At 36.7% G+C, this 21,253-nt stretch carries 14 protein-coding genes; 3 read left to right on the plus strand and 11 right to left on the minus strand.

Translation table 11 applies throughout. The features are described from left to right. Positions 1–234: 234 nt before the first annotated feature. Positions 235–1,767: an IS1182 family transposase gene (locus tag AO058_RS03190; protein WP_075324881.1), complete on the plus strand. Its 1,533-nt coding sequence runs from the start codon at positions 235–237 to the stop codon at positions 1,765–1,767. A gap of 144 nt (positions 1,768–1,911) precedes the next feature. Here the strand turns inward: AO058_RS03190 and AO058_RS03195 are convergent, their stop codons facing one another. The 11 genes from AO058_RS03195 to uvrC all read right to left on the minus strand — a co-directional run bounded on the left by AO058_RS03195 (position 1,912) and on the right by uvrC (position 19,780). Continuing rightward, positions 1,912–3,549: an Ig-like domain-containing protein gene (locus tag AO058_RS03195; protein WP_075325200.1), complete on the minus strand. Its 1,638-nt coding sequence runs from the start codon at positions 3,547–3,549 to the stop codon at positions 1,912–1,914. Positions 3,550–3,651: 102 nt separating this feature from the next. After that, entirely contained in the window at positions 3,652–5,364 is a 1,713-nt protein-coding gene (locus tag AO058_RS03200; RefSeq protein ID WP_075325201.1) for a hypothetical protein, read from the minus strand. Positions 5,365–5,374: 10 nt separating this feature from the next. Next, entirely contained in the window at positions 5,375–7,921 is a 2,547-nt protein-coding gene (locus AO058_RS03205; protein ID WP_075325202.1) for a TonB-dependent receptor, read from the minus strand. Positions 7,922–8,110: 189 nt separating this feature from the next. Next, complete coding sequence (pgi, locus tag AO058_RS03210) at positions 8,111–9,742, minus strand: glucose-6-phosphate isomerase (RefSeq protein WP_075325203.1); 1,632 nt, start codon at positions 9,740–9,742, stop codon at positions 8,111–8,113. 114 nt (positions 9,743–9,856) lie between these two features. Further along, complete coding sequence (locus AO058_RS03215) at positions 9,857–11,101, minus strand: M23 family metallopeptidase (RefSeq protein ID WP_198036134.1); 1,245 nt, start codon at positions 11,099–11,101, stop codon at positions 9,857–9,859. Positions 11,102–11,105: 4 nt separating this feature from the next. After that, complete coding sequence (locus AO058_RS03220) at positions 11,106–12,074, minus strand: tryptophan 2,3-dioxygenase family protein (RefSeq protein WP_075325205.1); 969 nt, start codon at positions 12,072–12,074, stop codon at positions 11,106–11,108. A 3-nt stretch (positions 12,075–12,077) separates the two neighbouring features. Then, positions 12,078–12,857, minus strand: coding sequence for a DUF3108 domain-containing protein (locus tag AO058_RS03225; protein ID WP_075325206.1), 780 nt, complete (start codon positions 12,855–12,857; stop codon positions 12,078–12,080). A gap of 299 nt (positions 12,858–13,156) precedes the next feature. Beyond that, a complete protein-coding gene (hppD, locus tag AO058_RS03230) occupies positions 13,157–14,299 on the minus strand; it encodes a 4-hydroxyphenylpyruvate dioxygenase (RefSeq protein WP_075325207.1) in 1,143 nt (380 codons plus the stop codon). A gap of 39 nt (positions 14,300–14,338) precedes the next feature. Continuing rightward, entirely contained in the window at positions 14,339–15,505 is a 1,167-nt protein-coding gene (locus tag AO058_RS03235) for a homogentisate 1,2-dioxygenase (protein WP_075325208.1), read from the minus strand. Between the two features lie 220 nt (positions 15,506–15,725). Next, positions 15,726–17,954, minus strand: a complete 2,229-nt coding sequence (locus AO058_RS03240; RefSeq protein ID WP_075325209.1) for a patatin-like phospholipase family protein — start codon at positions 17,952–17,954, stop codon at positions 15,726–15,728. Positions 17,955–17,983: 29 nt separating this feature from the next. Next, positions 17,984–19,780: an excinuclease ABC subunit UvrC gene (uvrC, locus tag AO058_RS03245; protein ID WP_075325210.1), complete on the minus strand. Its 1,797-nt coding sequence runs from the start codon at positions 19,778–19,780 to the stop codon at positions 17,984–17,986. A 178-nt stretch (positions 19,781–19,958) separates the two neighbouring features. On the opposite strand from uvrC, the gene AO058_RS03250 reads away from it, so the two are divergent. Both AO058_RS03250 and rimK read left to right on the plus strand, forming a co-directional pair. Further along, positions 19,959–20,384 (plus strand): ATP-dependent zinc protease family protein, encoded by a 426-nt coding sequence (locus AO058_RS03250; protein ID WP_075325211.1) that lies wholly within the window; start codon positions 19,959–19,961, stop codon positions 20,382–20,384. After that, the gene (gene rimK, locus AO058_RS03255; RefSeq protein ID WP_075325212.1) at positions 20,381–21,253 is read left to right on the plus strand and encodes a 30S ribosomal protein S6--L-glutamate ligase; all 873 of its coding nucleotides are present in this window, start codon (positions 20,381–20,383) and stop codon (positions 21,251–21,253) included. The genes AO058_RS03250 and rimK overlap by 4 nt, the downstream gene beginning before the upstream one ends.

Below are 21,253 nucleotides of genomic sequence, written 5' to 3' on the forward strand. Positions count from 1 at the left end.
AAATTATCGTCTGCTAAGTTTATCTGATTGTTAAGGTTTTTAACTTTAACTTTTATACAATAGAAACAATTTATCTCTTAACAACTTAAATTTTAGTGAGATAAAAAAATTAGAAATGATAGAGAATAAACCATTTTCTGTTAAAAAAGTTAAGTTTAGTTAAAACAAAAGAGGCTGTCTGAAAAGGCAGCCTTTCTTGTTGGATTATTTTGAGGTTTTTATTATTTTCATGTAATGAAAGCTAAAGTTGTATTTAAGACCTATAACCAGTCGCAGTTAAGTCTTTTACCTCCCAGTTATGATGATTTGGTTCCTGTAAATCATCCCGTTAGAATCGTCAATACGATTATTGATCAAATCGACATCGCTGACCTGGAGCGAAGTTACAAAGGAGGTGGTACTTCCAGTTACCATCCTCGGATGCTTCTTAAGGTGATCATCTATGCGTACCTGCGCAATATGTATTCCTCTCGTAAGATAGAACAGGCTCTTCTGGAGAACATTCATTTTATGTGGCTCAGTGGTCAAAGTAAACCTGATCATAATACCATCAATGATTTTAGAGGAAAACGCTTAAAAGGGAAGTTTAAAAATATTTTCAACCAGGTGGTTCTTTTACTGGCTGACCAGGGTGTATTATCTTTAAAGGAACTCTTTGTGGATGGCACTAAGATAGAGGCCAATGCCAATCGCTTTACTTTTGTATGGGGTAAATCTATCAAGAACAGTAAAGAGCGTATTAAGAAACAGCTTCGGGAACTATGGTCTTATGTGGAAAAGGTTTATGACCAGGAACAATTGCTTCCTAATGAGCCTGATTTTGAGGCTATCGATCCGGATGAAGTAGCCAAAACCATTGATGCCATTAATGACGCATTAAAAGATAAGGAGGTCGATAAAAAAGTAAAACAAAAGCTCAACTATGCCAGGAAGAACTGGCCTGGGAACCTGAAGAAATACCAGGAGCAGGAAGCTATCCTGGGAAAACGCAACAGCTATAGCAAGACCGACCCCGATGCCACTTTTATGCGGATGAAAGATGATTATATGCAGAACGGGCAGTTAAAACCTGGGTATAACCTTCAGGCTTCCACCAACAACCAATTCATTACCAATTATACTTTAGCTCAAACCACCGCCGATACCACTACCTTAAAAGACCACCTGCAAGATCATATAGATTCCTACGATCAAACACCTGAGAGCCTTACCGCAGATGCCGGCTATGGCAGTGAAGAGAATTATACCGATTTAGAAGAAAAAGAAATTACTGCCTATGTGAAATACAATTACTTCCATAAAGAGCAACGCGATAAAAAGCACAGAGAAAACCCATTTCATCCGGACAATCTGTTTTATAATAAAGAAACCGATACGTATTATTGTCCGATGGGCCAGGCGATGAAGAAGGTAAGAAGTTATGAGAGTGAAACCACTACCGGTTTTAAGCAGCAAATCCATCGGTATCAGGCCGCCAACTGCAAGGGATGCCCTTTGCGAGGCAGCTGTCATAAAGCCAAAGGGAACAGGACTCTCGAACGTAATCACAACCTGATTCGCCTCAAGGAAAAGGCCAGGAACCTACTGCTAAGTGAAGAGGGAATAGCACATCGCAAAAGAAGATGCTGGGATGTTGAAGCCGTCTTTGGAAATATCAAGCAAAATATGGGCTTTAAGCGGTTTATGTTGCGGGGAATGGATAAAGTAACTACTGAGATAGGATTAATAGCTATGGCGCACAACTTAAGAAAATTCAGTATCGCATAGCAAAGGGGCGCTGCTTTGCCTTTTTTTATCAGAAAGAAGATTTACAAAAAGAAGAATCGCTTCCTCTTACAAAACATTTATAAAGAAAAAGGGCCATCTAAATACTTTTTAGACGGCCTCTTTAAGAATAAGAAATAAATTAAATTATTCCCAGGTATTTTCAGCTGCATCGCCACCCCAAATAAGGGTCACCAGGTATGGATTGTCTATAAATGGATTACGGTTACCCTGGGCTCCTTCTATAACATTATTTCTTTGTATTTCAAAAGCCGAAACCGGGTCTTCCCTGTTCCATTTAAGGAAAAGTTCCAGGTTTCCAACCTTACTAATATCTTCATTATAACGCACATTTAAATAAAGAATCATACGTGCTACATCTCCTTTCCATTCATCACCTGGAAAGAAAGCAGTATCATCTACAGAATCGTAATCTCCACCACCCTCTGTATATGGATTATTTGAACGTAATTCGTTAACATCTGCATCTGCAGCTCTTAAATGATGTAGATCTGTACGAGCTATCTCACTAACCAAAAGTGATTGTGGAAAAACGTGTTCTGTATTAAAAGTTTGGGGAGAGTATGAGTTATTTCCTGAAGAATATTCTTCCCAATACCTACTTTCACCAGAATAAATTAGAATTACATTATCTTCATTTTCCAAATCTTCATCGGCATTATAGAGATAATCGTGGCGCTGACCATAAGAAAGAATGGTAGTATGCATCTCATTGGTAAGTTCTGAAATTACCTTATAATTAAGATCTTCGTTTTGAGAAATCGCAAGACCATCATAATAATCTTCCAGTTCTGAAGGTATATTGAAACTAACAGGGTCTACAAGGGTTAGGGTTACTGTAGCGGTAGAACAGGTTGCCTCTTCGTCGTCATCGCAAAGTGTATAGGTAAAAGTATCTTCACCAAGGTATCCAACTTCAGGAATATAAGATATACTTCCGTCATCATTTAAAGTTAACGCTCCGCGAGTGTCTGTATCGTCTATAGAAGTGATTTCGGCGTCATCTACAACCTCATCATTATTTAGTAAACTATTAATAGTAAATTCTGATGTATTCATATCAATTACTACAGTATCATCTGCAGCAACAGGTGAACCTTCATCTATCACATTAATAGTAACCGTAGCTGTAGAACACTCGGCTTCCTCATCATTATCGCAAATAGTATAAGTAAAAGTATCCTCTCCTGAGAAACCTTCAGCAGGAGTATAAGTTATACTGCCATCATCTTCTAATACTACCGTACCAGCGGTATCGTCGCTGTTAACAGAACTTAATTCGGCATTATCTATCAAATTATCGTTAGATAAATGATTGTTAATGCGAAGTTCACTTCCTTCATTGGTCTCATAGGAATCATCTTCGGCAACAGGAGAACCGGCATCTCCAACAGCAATAGTAACTACTGCCGAAGCACAACGATCCTGGCTTCCAGGCACACACAAATCATAGGAAAAACTGTCTTCTCCCTGAAAATCTTCTGGTGGGAAATATGAAAAGGTTCCGTCACGATTATCTACAACCTCACCACCTTCGGTAGTTTCAGAATCAAAATCACTGATTCGGGATAGATCTACAATTTCATCATTTTCAAGCAAAAAATCTTTTGCTATTTTTAATTCTTCATTTTCTGAAGTTGACACCGCATCGGCTGTCGCAACAGGATTTTTAGTTTCCGGATTTACTACCGGGCTAACATCGTCGTCACTACTACATCCTGCAAAAAAGAGGATCGTTGAAGCTAAAAAAAGAAACTTTTTCATTTAAAAATTTTAAAAAATTGAAATTTGATAATTATTCTATAAACAAAAACCTCTTACCGGCATTGACCGATAAGAGGTTTATACTTTTATGAAATCTGAAATTTACTCTTCATTATTAAGAACCCAGGTTCCAGATTCATCTTTAATTAGGCTTAAAGACTCGGTAGTATTTGTACCGTTATAAATATCGAAAGTTAACACATACTGCTGACCTACTTCTGCATTTGGTGCAATTTCGTTAAGCAGTGCCTGCATAGCTTCCAATAACATTTCATCACTCCAGTAAGCCGAATTACCTTCTCTTCTATCAAAGTTAGAGTAATTCTCCATACTTTCTACCGGATTTCCGTAATCGTCTTCTAAAGCAGAAGCTATAATTCCATAGTCTGCCCCGCTAAGAGAATATCTAATTGTATTGTCTGGAACCCATTGTGTACCATCATTTCCAAACTGAAGGCTACTTTCTACTACACTTGGAATATAATTAAACTCACCATCTTCAAAAACGAAATTAGCATATTCTCTAGTAGTTTCGCCAGAGTAGAAATCGTAACCAAGGGCTACAAAATCACCATCCTGAGCATAAGGAAATCGGTTTTCTAAGAAAATAGCCAGTTTATAAATAGCTTCATCCTCATCGTCAAAGTTTGGATAACTCTGCCCCATTTCGGTATAATCTTCCTCTTCCAGTATAAGCGGAGTATTCCAACTATTGTTAGTAAAAGCAAATACCTTTGTTTCTTCAATAGTAGATACTGCAGCACTTTCATCTATTACATAAGTGCCATCTTGTAAAATAACAGCCTGTAATTTGGTAGAAACACCGCCGCTATATACATCATAACTTACTTCAAATTTATCTCCATCTACTGCATCAGGAAAATTTTCTTTTAAAACAATATTAAAAGCTTCTAAAATCATATCCATACTCCAGTAGTCATCACTATCCTCATCTATAGCAAAACTGTGATATTGCGCTGCATTTCCTGCAGGATCGGGATATGCTTCAGCTAATTCTGCACCAGCCAGGTCATAATCATCGGTTGTTAGTTCATAAGGAGTTCCTCCTACAGCTACATAGGCATTTCCATTGAACTGAACCGTCATACTTTCGGTCCCTGCACTTCCATTATATATATCGTAGGATACGTTATATTTTTGACCCTCTACGCCGTCTATATTTTCTAAAAGCACCTCATTAATCGCTTCAAGAATCATCTCGCTACTCCAGTACGCATCATTGGTTTCTCTTCTTTCAAAGTTTCCATGCTCCTTAACACTTGATGCCGGATTAGGATAATCATCTTCAAACTCATCTCCAATTAAACTGAAATCTGCATCAGTAAGCATATAAACTTCCTCATCGGCAAGAGTGTTATAAGTTAATTCTACATAATCTCCCTCTTCTGCCTGAGGAAATTGAAATTCAAGAAAATCTACAATATCTACCATTCCTGAAAAATAATTTTCAGTTAATCCAACAGCTTCATAATCTGTTGCTGTAACCACATATTCTTCTACCCTAATTGGGTCATAAACGTTAAAAGTTACATTTACTGAAGAATTTTTTCCCAAAGCAGGATAAAGATCTGATAATAGTGCAGGAATTAATTCGCGTGCATCGTCTTCAGAGTCAAAGCTAGTAAAACTTAAACCAAGATTATCGGTATAGTCTTCTTCTTGCAGGGTATAGTCCATAGACCCCTCAACATTGCTGATTTTCTCATCAATGTCATTATGGATGTCTTCCATAGGCTCGCAACCCGTGATGGCGACCCCTATGAAAAGCATTAAAAGGTAAAAAGTATTTTTCATCTCTATGTTTTTAAAAATTTATTTTCATTCCTACGGTATATGTACGACCAAACCCGTACCATACCGATGCAGTTTCTGCATTAGAGTTAGAGCCATCAAAACCAAAACTTACATACTCGGTATCCAGTATGTTATTTACGTTACCATTTAAAGTAGCTTCAAAACCTCCAAACTCAAATTTATGAGTAAGGCCAGCATCTAACAGTCCGTAGGATGGAATTTCCCAGGGCTCATAATCATCTCCCGAGCTCACGCCAAGTATATCGAATTGAGTATAAAGCTTATCTACATAATTCCAATTAGCACGAATAATCGTTCCAGGAAGTACTTCGTAGTCTCCACCAAGTGCAAAGGTATTTTGCGCACTACCTCCTACAGGAATATCTTTAAGATAAAGATCTATTCCTTCTTCAAGAATTGGGTTTTGTTCTTCATCAAAGATCATTACATCCTGCACGTTACTATCCCATTTCCAGTCTCCAATAGAAGCCATACCGTTAATAGTAAGATTATCTATAGGTTTAAAACTAAAGTCGAATTCAATACCCTGGTGCAAAGCATTTACCCCAAGGATATTAGCCGTATAATTCTCACCCGATTCAGTATCGAAAATAGTTTGTGTGAAAGGTTTATCCTGCCAACTCGTTCTATAAATATTTAAGTTAGCTCTAAATTTTGAGCTTCTAATCCCATACCCAATTTCGGTACTGAATATCTTTTGATTTTCAGCTTCATCATTCACATCATTAACAAAGTTTAGAAAAACCTGGTCAAAGAAAGGTGCTCTTTCAAAATAACCAATATTTGCAAAAACATTGTGTGTGTCGTTAATGTTATAGTTTGCTCCACCTTTTATACTTGGTGCAAAAAAGCTTACCCAATCTGTTTCCTGAAGGTTATCAGAATCCAGGTAATTGAAATAATCAATTCTTTTATATGAAGTATTTGAAGCAGCTCCCGAGATAAATGCAGAAAGATCGTCTTTAGAGTACTCTGCCTGAAGGAATCCACCTTCCCAATGTACCAAGCCATCATTATGATAGTTAATTTTATCTCCTACCTGCGCAACATTTACCGGGTTGTTAGCATTACTATCGTCTAACCAGTAAGTACCACCCAGAAGATTCTTTACTTCCTGGAAATGTTCTCCTTTGTAATACCTAAGATCTATACCGGCTAATAAATCTATATCTTCAGTAATTTCTGTAGTTAAGGTAGAAAGTGCACCATACCAGTTATGGTCGTTTCTTGAGTTATACAGAATAGTTTCAGAACCAAGCGCGCCGTTTGCCACGTTTTCATCTACTACTAAATCTAAATTAAAAGGCTGTAGATATCCATTTCTATATGGAGAATCGATACTTCTTAGGTTAGCAGCCCCATCGTAGCCACCGCCACCACCTGTACCGAAAGATGCGTACAAAGCTGTAGATAATTCAGTTTTATCTGAAATATCCCAGTAGTGGTTTAAAGACATTTGAGGCTTGTGGTAAAAGTTATCTTGTACGTGAGTAACCTCACCGTTTAAATAACCCCAATCTCCGTTAAATTTTCTTCCTCTTTCACTTTGGCGAAAAGTTTCAATTAAATGAGAAGTTTCTCTTTGCCCATGTTCTTGGGGTGCTCCAAAAGCTGTAAAAGATAATTCATGATCTTCATTAAATTTCTTTGCAAGGTTTACAAAATAAGAGTAACCTTCAAACTCAGTTCCATCTACGTACCCGTTACCAGTAGTTTTAGATAAAGAAACTGTAGCGGCAAAACCATTATCTAACAACCCTGTAGAAACTGTTCCGCCATATTTTTGATAACCGTCATTACCGGTTGTTGCAAAAATACTTCCTCCCTCTTCGGCATCAGTAGATTTTGTAACAATGTTTATAGTTCCACCAATAGAAGGTACAGCTACTTTAGAAGCTCCAAGACCTCTTTGCACCTGCATAGTTTGAGTAACATCTGAAAGTCCGGCCCAGTTACTCCAGTAAACATTCCCGTTTTCCATGTCGTTTACCGGAACACCGTTAATCATTACCGCAACGTTTTCAGAATCAAAACCTCTTAATCTAAGTTCTGCATCTCCAAATCCACCACCTTGTTTGTGAACAAAAATACCGGGTGTAGATTGTAAGATCTCAGGGAATTCTTTGTTACTTAATTTTAATTCAATTTCCTCTGCTTTAATAGTAGAAACCGCAACCGGTGTTTTTCTATCTATCGCCAGAGAAAAACTTGTTATTACAATTTCTTCCAAAGCACCTGCATCAGCATTAAGGATTATTTCACCTAAATTCTGCGTACCATTGGTAAGGTTAAAATCTAAAGTTTTTGTAGTGTACCCAACGAAGCTAACTTTTACTTTTCCTGAATTTGAATCTACATTCAAAGAAAAATTTCCATCAAAGTCGGTGGTAGTTCCATTGTTTGTTCCCTCTACCATTACGGTTGCACCGGGCAGGGGACCATCCATTTCAGAATCGATTACCGTTCCGGTAAGAGTTCCTTGAGCAAAAATGGTGGCCGAAGTTAAAACCAAGGCCAGGAGTAATAATTTCCTCATGCTTAAAATTTGTTTGTTTTGAGTTTAAATTTCGATGCAAAAAAAGCTAAATACTCACAGGCCAGTATCACTGGAATGTTAAGAAATTAACTTTAACATCTGTTCCGCCGCAAAACTAAAACAAAATTTTAACTAATTGATTTGTTGAGGCCTATTGATCTCAACATTTTGTTAACAAAATTAGAATTATTACTTTAAAAAGAAGGTTAATAGATTTTTAGTAGAAGAATCATGAGAATCTGGAGATTTGCTTTCGATTTCCGCAAGAATTTTACTTGCAAGTTGCTTTCCTAATTCCACACCCCACTGGTCATAGCTAAAAATATTCCAAATTACACCCTGCACAAAGATCTTATGCTCGTACATCGCGATAAGTTTTCCTAAACTTTCAGGAGTAAGTTTATCTATAAGCAATGTGTTGGTTGGTTTATTCCCATCAAATTCTTTAAATGGTAATAACTTTTCTACCGCATCTTTGGATAATCCCTGGGCTTCGAGTTCCTGTTTTACTTCGACTTTAGATTTCCCCTGAAGTAAGGCCTCGGTTTGTGCAAAGAAATTAGCCATTAATTTATTGTGGTGATCTTCATTTTGGTGCAGGGATTTTTTAAATCCTATAAAATCTGCAGGAATCAGTTTAGTGCCCTGGTGAATTAATTGAAAGAAAGCATGCTGGGAGTTGGTTCCTGGCTCACCCCAAATTAGAGTTCCAGTTTGGTAATCAACTTTTTTACCGTTTCTGTCTACACTTTTACCATTACTCTCCATAATTGCCTGCTGCAAATATGCGGGAAGCCTGTGTAAATATTGTGTATAAGGAATTACCGCTTCACTTTCTGCTTTATAAAAATTGTTGTACCAAATGCTTAGCATAGCTAATTGTACAGGAATATTTTCTTTAAAATCTGAAGTTTTAAAATGTTGGTCCATCATATGGGCACCATTCAATAAAGCTTCAAAGTTATTATAACCTACTGCCAGGCTTATAGAAAGTCCAACCGCACTCCATAAAGAAAAACGACCGCCAACCCAATCCCACATAGGAAATACATTTTCTATAGCGATCCCAAATTCTTCAACATTTTTTAAATTGCTGGAAACTGCCGCAAAATGTTCAGCAACTGCTTCCTGCGGAGCAGTTTTTCTAAACCAATTTCTAATTGTGGTAGCATTAGAAAGAGTTTCCTGGGTAGTAAAGGTTTTTGAAACTACAAGAAATAAAGTAGTTTCAGGATTTAAATTTTTTAAGATTTCGTTTACGTGATCCCCATCTACATTAGAAACATAATGAACTTTAAGATGGTTTTGATAAAACTGAAGCGATTCTGTGATCATCACCGGACCAAGGTCTGAACCTCCAATCCCAATATTTACAACATCGGTAAATGCTTTCCCGGTAAAACCTTTTTTCTCGCCGCTAATAATTTTTTCAGAAAATTTCCTGATCTTTTCTTTTACTTCCTGCACTTCAGGCACTACGTTTTCACCATCCAGGGTAATTTCAGACCCAGCAGGAGCTCTTAATGCCGTGTGTAAGACTGCGCGATTTTCGGTTTTGTTAATCGCATCTCCATTAAAATATGAGTCTATTGCCGATTGCAGCTCACATTCTTTAGCCAGCTCAAGAAGTAAATCGCGAGTTTCGTTAGTTATTCGGTTTTTGCTGTAATCCAGGTAAAAATCCTCCCAGGCAATGGTAAATGCAGAAGCCCTTTCAGTATCCTTTTCAAATAGCTCTTTTAACTGCAGTTGCTGCACTTCGTTAAAATGCTTTTCTAATTTTTTCCAGGCTGTTGTTTGGGTTGGATTTATATTTTTCATTTAAATTTTTCTTTTCCTGGCCTTGGCCTAAAACTTTTAATTTTTATTTAAAATGAGTGATTTAAGATTGAACCAATCTTTTCACTCTAATATTAAGGATGTTCCTATTGGAACCTATTTTTTATATTCTTTATAAGGAATTTTATCCAGCGAAGTTTTTAAATCTTCTATGGCGGCAAAATACTGTTCCTTATGCTCGGGCTCTATATGTTTTGCAGTGGGTAAATTTTGGCGATAAGGATCTACCTGTTTCCCGTGAACCCAGAAGCGATAGCACACATGCGGACCTGTAGCAAGACCGGTACTCCCCACATAACCAATAACATCGCCTTGTTTTACTCTTTGGCCACTACGCACATTTCGTTTACTCATATGCAAATACTGCGTGGTATACTTACCGTTATGCCTCACTTTTACATAATTCCCGTTTCCGGAAGTATAACTGGAAGCGATTACCGTTCCATCGGCAGTGCTTACAATTGGCGTTCCATGGGCCGCAGCATAATCTGTTCCCAGGTGCGCTTTCCATCGTTTTTGAACCGGGTGAAATCTTCTTTTAGTATATCTGGAAGAAATTCGGCTATAATTTAATGGTGCTTTTAAAAAGAAGCTTTGTAGTGCCTTTGCTTCTTCATCATAAAAACTGGGTTGCCCGGTTAGTGAATCGGTTTCGTATTCAAATGCATAAAAAGGTTTATCACCGTGTTTAAAAACTGCGGCTTCAACATTTTCAATCCCCACAAAAATGGTATCATCAATATATTTTTCAGAATAAATCATTTTAAACTGATCGCCTTTCTGAAGTTTAAAAAAGTCTATACTCCACTGGTAAATATCTGAAAGTTCATAAACCAATAGATTACTTAAACCCTGCGCCTGAACGGCTTCTGAAAGGGAAGATGTAATTACTCCAGACACTTCTCTTCTCTTTACACTTACCGGCTTCTTTTTTCGCTCTACACTAATGCTATCACCAATTCCCAGCACTGTATAATTAACCCTGTCATGTTGATAAATGAAAAATTGTGGGGTATTAGCAGAATCTTTGGCTTTAAGAATTTTATATTTTTTCCCGGCAGTAATTCTAGCGGAATTAAAGGTGTCCTTTACTTTTTCTGAAATCTGGTAAATCCTGCCGCGATCTACCCCGTGTTGATCTAGAATATAGCCAAAACTATCTCCAGATTCCACAGTGCCATTTACAACTTCGAAATTATCCAGGATAAACCCGAATTCTTTCTCAACAGGTTTAGGCACTTTCTTTTCTACCTTTTCTTCATTAAGGGCGGTTTCTTTTGCGTCATCTTCACAGGCTGTGAAAGCCAACATCAATACCAGTAGGAAACTTATTTTCTTCAATTTTTTAGCAATTTTCTTTCTGTGTGTTAAACATATGGTTCACCCATTCTTTGCCCCAATCTTCTAATTCTTCTTCACTCCATAAATAAGGAAAAAAACTAACTCTCTGAAATCCCGACGGCAAAAATTCTTTCCAATTTGTGCCTCCGGTAGCAGCAATAGTTTCTTTATCCTTATTTAAATATCTGTAAGCAGCACCCATATGCATAAGGGGCCAATTTATATTTACATTGGCGTCAAAATTACGTAATGCTTCTTTTAATCCCTTATTATTTTTAACCGAATCTGGAAGTTGTTGATATTTATGGTAAAGGGTTCTCCCCTTATATTCTGAAGCTATTCTAAGAAAACGCGCAGTATAGCGTTTCTCAAACTGTTTTAAGGTTAAGGTTTTCTCCCCCGTTTTTAAATCGATACCACCTTTTTTCCAGTAAATATTTTCGTACAAATCTTCTAAACTACTTTCTTTAGAAAATTGTTCTCTAATTTTAAATGAAACCAAATTCTCTAAAGGAGTAGAATAGAGCTCTATCATTCTAAACTGTGCAGATTGAAATCCGCTGGCAGGCAACAAAGACATTCTAAATTTAAGAAACTGCTCTCTTTCCATTCCTTTAATCATTACATCAAAAGAATCGGTTAGAATCCTGAAATAACGATTTAAACGATTGTATTTTTCAATTAAAAAACCGGCATCTGGAGCTTCAGCCTCAATTATTTGCTTCTGCTCATGGATAATGAGCTTAAAATAAAGTTCGGTAATTTGATGGTAAGAAATAAAGATTTTTTCGTCTGGAAAATGGGTTAAGGTTTTTTGCAGACTTAACAAAGTGTCTATACTTAAATAATCCCAATACGTAAGGTACCTATCATATAAAAGTCCATCTAAATAGGAAGCCAAATCCTGACCTGAATTTTTAAACTTTTCCTCTAATGCAAAAATACGTTCTGCAATTTCCGGCTTAATTTCCATGTATTATTCCATAATTATTTTAAACGGATGCTTTAGGCCTTTATATTCATCTAAATCGGCATCTAAAGATCCAACTGCGAGATTTGCTTCAATTTTAATAGGCAGTTTATTAGCATCGTCACTAACCCAAAAAGTAAGACTTTCTTTTTCTTTAAAAACCCTGCCGGCCATAACATACGGCCTGAATTTTAAAGTAGCCACCTTACCAAACTTGGTTTTTATAACCTCCCGGCCTAAAAATTTTAGTTTAAAATCCATGTTCTCATCATCTATAAATAGATTGAGGCGCATTTCATCTCCAGGGCGAAGTTCGTCGTTTTTAATATTGTTGCGAATATAATAAAATGCCGATAACATATCGTGAACATTCGGCCTGGTCGTATAGGTATGATTTTCGTTGTGTTTTTTATCAAAAACGAATGCCTTATTATCGCTATGATCAAAGTCTATTTCCAGGTCTTTGGTATAACCCCCTTCATCTATTTTTCTAATAAATTTATAAGGTTTCCCGTCTTGTTTATCTATATAAGTTTGATAATTATCATCTACCTTAAAAAACCAGTGCAGTAATCCGGTAGATTTCCCTTTCCCTTCAATATGATAAACCGGTTTGCCTTTTATATTGGTTTCATCTACCTCTAAAGTGGCGAAACTTGCATTAAAAGGGCCATAATGTATACGGAATTTAAACCATTCGCCCGCGCCAAATGCCTTTTGAGATTGAGCCTGAAGTGCGAAGCCGGTTAAAAGTAGAAGGAATATTGTAAATATACTTTTTTTCATACCAAATTTTTAAATACTGATTTACAGAGTGCTTGGGCTATGGATATTTACAATTTCTATTCCAAATGTATTAAAACAAAAAACCCCATCAAATTAATGACGGGGTTTTTGTCTTATTAACCAACTAAAACTTAAATTATGAAAAATTAAATACATTATTGGTAACCACTCCAAAAATGCGAGCGCAAAAGTCCGTATTTAATAGAGTTATAGCAACCATAAAATTGAGTTTAACACAAAATTTTTCAGTAATTTAATTTTTTAACTATAAACTTTAGTTAATTAAGTTATTTTAAAATTTATTGCAAGGTTCCTCGCAAATCCTGTTCTCTCTCAATAGCTTCAAAAAGTGCTTTAAAGTTCCCTTTTCCAAAAGATTGGGTTCCTTTTCGCTGAATTATCTCGAAAAACATTGTTGGACGGTCTAAAACCGGTTTGGTAAATATCTGCAAAAGGTAACCTTCATCGTCACGATCTACCAATACCCCAAGTTCTTTTAATGGTTCTAGATCTTCATCTATTTTCCCTACTCTATCTAATAAAGTGTCATAATAAGTTTCGGGAACATACAGGAATTCTACCCCGCGATCCCTAAGTTGAGTTACGGTTTCAATAATATTATCTGTAGCCAGCGCAATATGCTGCACTCCTGCACCATTATAAAAATCTATATATTCTTCTATCTGCGATTTTTTCTTTCCTTCTGCAGGTTCGTTAATTGGGAATTTAATCCTACCATTCCCATTACTCATTACCTTACTCATTAAAGCCGTATAATCTGTAGAAATATCTTTATCATCAAAAGACACCATTTGTGCGAAGCCCATTACTTTAGCATAGAAATCTACCCATTTGTTCATCTCGTTCCAGCCTACATTTCCCACCATATGGTCTATGTATTTTAGGCCTGTATCTTCTGCCTGCACTATAGTAGCATAGGTTTTATAACCGGGAAGAAATGGACCTTCGTAATCTTTTCGTTCTACGAACAAGTGAATGGTTTCCCCGTAAGTATGAATTCCTGAAATCACAGCTTTCCCGTGTTCGTCTTCCATTTCATAAGGTGCCACATAAGATTTAGCACCTCTTTTCGTGGTTTCTTCATAACTTTTCCTGGCATCGTCTACCCAAAGTGCCACCATTTTCACACCATCTCCGTGCTTATTAATGTGGGCATTAATATCACCTTCCGGCTGAAGCGGGGAAGTAAGTACAATTCTAATTTTTCCCTGTTGAAGCACATAAGAAACACTGTCTTTTCTACCTGTTTCCAAACCAGAATAAGCCACAGGCTGGAAACCCCAGGCATGTTGGTAGTAATAAGCTGCCTGCTTGGCGTTACCTACGTAAAGTTCAACAAAATCGGTTCCCAGGATAGGAAGAAAATCTTCAGCATCCTGCATTACCTTTTCTAATTTAAGTGATGTATTATCAGTACTCATTTTTATATTTTTTATTGCTAATATTTTTAATTATAAATCTTAATGATTTTCATCCAACCAGGATTTATGGTAGGTTTCATCGGCAATTTCCATTGCATCTTCGGTAAGCATTAATGGCTTGAAAGTATCTACCATAACCGCTAATTCCTCGGTTTCTACCTGGCCAATGCTTCGTTCTACGGCTCCCGGGTGCGGCCCGTGCGGAATTCCCGCCGGGTGCAACGAAATATGTCCGGCTTCAATATCGTTTCTACTCATAAAATCACCATCTACGTAATACAATACCTCATCACTATCTATATTACTGTGACTATATGGCGCCGGAATACTTTCTGGATGATAATCGTATTTACGCGGACAGAAACTGCACACCACAAAAGCATCGGTCTCAAAAGTTTGATGCACCGGTGGTGGTTGGTGAATTCTTCCCGTTATAGGCTCAAAATCGTGAATTGAAAAAGCATACGGATAGTTATAGCCATCATAACCTACTACATCAAATGGATGCGTAGCGTAAACCATATCGAATATTTCGCCCTGCTTTTTAATTTTAATTAAAAAATCTCCTTTTTCGTCATTGGTTTCTAATTCGTGCGGTTGTCTTAGATCCCGCTCGCAAAATGGAGAATGCTCTAGCAATTGCCCAAACCAGTTTCTGTAGCGTTTAGGCGTATAAATTGGCCTTCTTGATTCTACAATAAATAAGCGATTGTCTTCATCGTCAAAATCAATTTTATAAATAGTTCCTCGCGGAATTAATAAATAATCGCCGTATTTAAAATCAAGATTTCCAAGATGTGTTCTTAATTTTCCGCTTCCTTTATGGATAAAAAGCAATTCATCTGAATCTGAATTCTTATAGAAATAATCATCTGTAGAACCTTGTGGAGAAGCCAGGGTGATATCTACATCACTATTGGTTAAAACCACTTTTCGGCTTTCAAGATAATCGGGATTCGGTTTTACCTGAAAACCTTTAAAACGATAAGATTTTATATTGTTTTCTGAAGCTATTTTTGGTTTTACACTATAACTTCCTTTAACCTCTTTAACCTGGGTTGGCCGGTGTTCGTGATAGAGATTAGAAGACATCCCGTCAAAACCAATAGTTCCAAAAAGCTGTTCGTAATAAAGGCTGCCATCTGGCTTTTTAAAAACCGTATGGCGTTTATGAGGAATTTTACCGAGTTTATGATAAAAAGGCATAATCTGATATTTTTAATTCAACCCCCAATTTCCAAAAGAATATTGAGAATTTGTTATTTTTTTCAGTGTTATTTTACTTTAAAACAAATATCGGGAATTTTTAAGGAAACATTCTTAAAACATCTCTAAAAACCTGTAGCAAAAAAGCAAACTTCTGGAGGAAATTAGCATCAGAAAATGTAGGTGATTATTTAAAAAATAGAATTTTTTTTTGAATATCCTAAAACCAGAAACCAAGGCTAAAAAACCATTGGCTGGATTTAATTTCGGGAGAATAGGTATATTTTACCTCTAACGGACCTATAAAAGTATCTATGCCGTAACCAAGGGCATAGCCGGTAAAATCTGGCATGGTAAACCAATCTCCAGAAGAATATAATTTATTGCCCACATTGGCAATATTCGCACTTGCAATCACATGATTTTTTCTGAAAATTTCATAATCAAATTCCACGAGTCCTTTTATGTAACTATCTCCCGAAAGACTAATAAAATCGTAGCCGTAAAATGGAACAAAATTATTGATTAGGTTATTTCCATATCCTCCCAAAAAGAAATCCAGCGTGTTTACACCGTCGTTTCCTATTTTAAATCCAGCTTCAGTTACAATTCGGGTAGAAAATCTATTGATGGGAGAAAAAGCATAACCTAAAGTTCCTTTTGCGATAGAAAATTCAGAAAAATCATTATTAAAATCTGAAGAAAACAAGTAAAGATGAAAATTCCCATCAAAATAAACACCGCGCGAAGGGAAGTATTTGTTATCGTAAGAATCGTATTTTAAATAACCAAAAGCACTGTAATAATGGCTGTTTTCAAAAAGGCGGGTATCGCTTATTTCAGGATTGGGATTATTTAAAGTTTCAGAAGCAATTTTTAAAAATTTATGTTCGGCTCCCAGTCCGAATGAAAAAACCTGCTTAAATAAAGTTTCCGCATAAAATTGGTTGGTAAAATCGCGGTAATCTATATCTATCCTGTTTACCCCAATATCCTGCAATTCGGCATTTTCACTGGCAAAATCAAAAGAAACCGGATAATCAAAATTATTATATCGTGATTTAACACCAATACTCCAGTAAAAACCTTTATCTATATAATAGTCAAAATTATACCTAAATTGATCTCCCACCACCACATCTAAAGAAGTTACATCGTTAGTAAATAACAAACTTTTATGAGTAAAATTAATAAGGGCACCAATTTGGTAAAGTTCATCATAATGCACTCCCAATCTTAGCAGGCTCTTATTTTTACTTTCCTCTATTTGCAGACTTAAAGTGTAAAGTTGGTCGTCGTTATTAGGAATTAACCTATAATTAATTCGGTTAAAATTCCCGGTAGCAGATAGGTTATTTATCCCTTCGTTGAGCTCTTTAAAGGTGAAATCTGTAAAGTAATTCAATCTTAATTTTCCCAGAATATAAGACCGCGGATAATTATTATTACCCTCTAAAGTAAGCGTACTTATTTGCAAAGTATCCATCTCTGGAATTACAATATTGCGCGGACCCGTGCTTTGGCGTGCAGCCAGCTTTTCCAGATCATCTTTTCTTTTTAGCGAAGCCACCCTTCCCGAATCTATAATTGCCTCTCCTTTCTCAAAAGACAATACTGAAAATGGACTAATATCTGGTTTGATATAAATATCGGTTTTAGGAATTTTTTCCTTCATATCACTAATTGTCCGGAAATTGCTTATTTGAGCAAGAATATCAAAAACATTGCGCAAATCGTCTTTATTTACCAGGCTATCCTGCACATCTACGCCAATAATCACTTCAGCACCCCTTTTTCTAAGTTCTTCTACGGGATAATTATTGGCAACCCCACCATCGGTTAGCAACCGTCCATTTAAACTTACAGGACTAAAAATAGAAGGGATTGCGCCACTGGCAGAAACCGCCTGCGCAAAAGAGCCTTCGTCTAATATCACTTCTTCCCCGGTTTCCACATCGGCAGCAACACAAAAAAACGGAATAGGTAATTCTTCAAAATCATCTACATTTCCCAAATGCATGGTAAGCTGGGACATTAAATTATAGATATTTTGCCCCCTGGAAAGTCCTGCGGGAAAACCTATTTTAAAATCATCAAAAGGCAGGCTAATGGCATATTTTTCGGCATCTTCCTTTTCGTAAAAAGATTTTGCGCTACGCGGAATATTATCCTGAATTAAAATATTAAAATTAGTCTCGTGAAAAATTGAATCTAACTCGTGTGCCGTATAACCTGAAGCATACAAACCGCCAATAATTGCGCCCATACTGCTGCCCCCAATATAATCTATTCTAATCCCGGCTTCTTCAATCACTTTTAACGCACCAATGTGAGCCAGGCCTTTTGCACCACCACCACTTAAAACCAGCCCAACTTTTAAATCTTCCTGCTCCTGGGAAATTCCCGGAAGCATTACAAACAGAAAAAGTAAAAGCAGTAGTTTTTTCATTTGTAATTTATATTGCGCAAAATGCTGTTTTAATTTTTCTCTTGATAATGATTGAAAATTATTCCCGCTTTAGAAACTCCAATAACCTCGGCGAGTTCTTTTTCTGAAGCTTCTTTTATTCGTTTTACCGATCTAAATTGTTTTAATAATTCTACCACGGTTTTTTCTCCAATGCCGGTAATCTCTTCCAACTCTGTATTTAACGCAGTTTTACTCCTTTTGTTACGATGAAAAGTAATTCCAAACCTATGCGCCTCATTCCTAAGCTGCTGAATAATTTTTAAAGTTTCAGACTTTTTATCTAAATAAAGCGGAATGGTATCTCCCGGATAAAAAATCTCTTCCAGGCGTTTTGCAATTCCTATAATGGCTATTTTTCCTCGTAAATCCAAAGCTTCCAATGCTTTTACACCTGAAGAAAGCTGGCCTTTTCCCCCATCTACAATGATGAGTTGCGGCAAATCTTCACCCTCATTAAGCAAACGTTTGTAGCGCCTAAAAACCACTTCTTCCATAGAAGCGAAATCATCTGGGCCTTCCACGGTTTTGATATTAAATTTACGATAATCTTTTTTGCTGGGTTTGCCGTTTTTAAAAACCACACAAGCCGCCACGGGATTTGTTCCCTGGATATTAGAATTATCAAAACACTCTATATGTCTTGGTTCTACATTTAACCGAAGGTCTTCTTTCATTTGTGCCATAATTCGTTTTACGTGGCGGTCTGGATCTACAATTTTCATTTGCTTAAAACGTTCCTGGCGGTAATATTTGGCATTTCTAAGCGATAAATCTACAATCTTCTTTTTATCGCCTAGTTTTGGAATAGTTACTTTCACTTCTTCGCCGGCATCAACCTTAAAGGGCACATATATTTCTTTAGAATTTGAACTAAAGCGCTGCCGAATTTCGGTAATTGCCAGTTCCAGTAATTCTTCATCGGTTTCATCCAGCTTTTTCTTCATTTCTATGGTATGCGACCTAATAATCGCACCGTGGGAAAGCTGGAGAAAATTTACATATCCATAGCCTTCATCTGAAACTATAGAAAACACATCAACATTGGTAATTTTTGGATTAACCACTGTAGATTTAGACTGGTAATTTTCCAGTACATCAATCTTATTTTTTATACGCTGTGCATCTTCAAACTCCATTTTCTCAGCGTGCAACTTCATTTGCTCTCTAAATTGCTGTAAAGAATCTTTAAAATTTCCTTTTACAATTTGCCGAATCGCTTCAATATTACTGTTGTATTCTGCCTCAGGCTGTTTTGCTTCACAAGGGCCTTTACAGTTTCCTAAATGATATTCCAGGCAAACCTTGTATTTCCCGTTCCTTATTTTTTCTTCTGAAAGATCATAACTACAGGTTCTAAGCTTGAAAAGCCCTTTTATTAGATCAAGCAGCGTATTTACCGTTTTAAAACTTGTAAAAGGCCCATAATATTCGCTACCGTCTTTTATTAATTTCCGGGTAGGAAAAACTCTTGGAAAACGTTCATTTTTGATGCAAATCCACGGATAGGTTTTATCATCTTTAAGCATCACGTTAAACCGCGGCTGATGCTTTTTTATAAGATTATTTTCTAAAAGTAAAGCATCGGTTTCAGATTCTACAACAATGTGCTTTATCTCCTTTATCTTTTTTACCATCACGCCAATTCTATGACTGTCGTGGCGTTTGGTAAAATAGGAAGTCACCCTTTTTTTAAGGTTTTTGGCTTTCCCTACATATAAAATTTTCCCGTTTTTATCGTAATACTGGTACACCCCGGGACTATTGGGAAGAGTTTTTAATTGTACTTCTAAAGCTGGCGTTTCCATTTCCCCAAAGGTAGAATTTATTATGCGTAGCAGTAAAAATTGATAGCGCCAGTAAATGTTAAATTTATATTAATTTGAAGGTCAAAATTCCGTTCCTCAGCTTAGCTATGGGCTTGACGTTCATTAAATTTTATAATTTCTATAAAAAAATTAGATGTGTATTTTACTACCTTGCGGTATGGAGAAAACAGTAATTGGGCGTTTTGATAAAGCAGATTTCCCTGCACTGCATTTAAATGATATAGCTATTAAAATTGATACCGGTGCTTATACTTCATCTATACACTGTGAAAATATTGTTGAAAAAGATGGGGTTTTAGAATGCACTTTTCTGGATGAAGAACATCCTTTGTACAACGGAAAAAAATTTACTTTTACAGATTATGATATCGTTTTTGTGCGCAGCAGTAACGGAATTATTCAAAAAAGATATCAGGTAATATCCACTATTAAAATTTTTAATAAGGTCTATAAAATTTCCCTTTCTTTGTCCTCCCGACAGGAAATGAGGTTTCCGGTGCTAATTGGCCGAAAATTCCTTACCAAAAAATTTATCGTGGACACCGAATTAACTGACGTTTCTTACAATTTTAAACAAAAATGAAAATAAAAATTCTTTCGCGTAATAGCCATTTATATTCTACAAAACGTCTTGTAGAAGCTGCTACAAAACGCAAGCACGAAGTAGAAGTTATAGATCCTCTAAAGTGTGACATTGTTATTGAGAAGCGTAAACCTAATATTTACTACAAAGGTGGCTATATAGAAGGTGTAGATGCAGTAATTCCAAGAATTGGAGCTTCGGTAACATTTTATGGTACCGCGGTGGTAAGACAGTTTGAGATGATGGGCGCGTTCACCACTACAGAATCTGAATCTTTGGTAAGAAGCCGTGATAAACTGAGAAGTTTACAAGTACTTTCCCGTGCAAAAATTGGACTGCCAAAAACAGTTTTCACTAACTATTCCAGGGATGTATCTGGTGTTATAAAACAAGTTGGCGGCACACCTTTAGTTATAAAACTATTAGAAGGAACCCAGGGCGTTGGTGTTGTTTTAGCTGAAACTAATAACGCCGCAGAATCGGTAATTGAAGCTTTTAACGGTTTACAAGCCAGGGTAATTGTTCAGGAATTTATTGAAGAAGCTAAAGGTGGAGACATTAGGGCTTTTGTGGTAGACGGTCACGTAGTTGGCGCCATGAAAAGACAGGGTAAAGAAGGAGAATTTAGATCTAATCTTCACCGCGGCGGCAGCGCAGAAGTTGTTGAACTTACCGACGAAGAAGAAATTGCAGCCGTTAAAGCCACCAAAGCAATGGGGCTTGGGGTTGCCGGGGTAGATATGCTACAAAGTGCCCGCGGGCCACTAATTCTTGAGGTAAATTCTTCTCCGGGCTTAGAAGGTATTGAGAAAGCTACCGGTAAAGATATTGCCAAATCCATAATAAGATATATTGAAAGGAACGTTTAG

Origin of the sequence: Salegentibacter sp. T436 (assembly GCF_001932675.1) — a bacterium.
GTDB lineage: Bacteria > Bacteroidota > Bacteroidia > Flavobacteriales > Flavobacteriaceae > Salegentibacter > Salegentibacter agarivorans.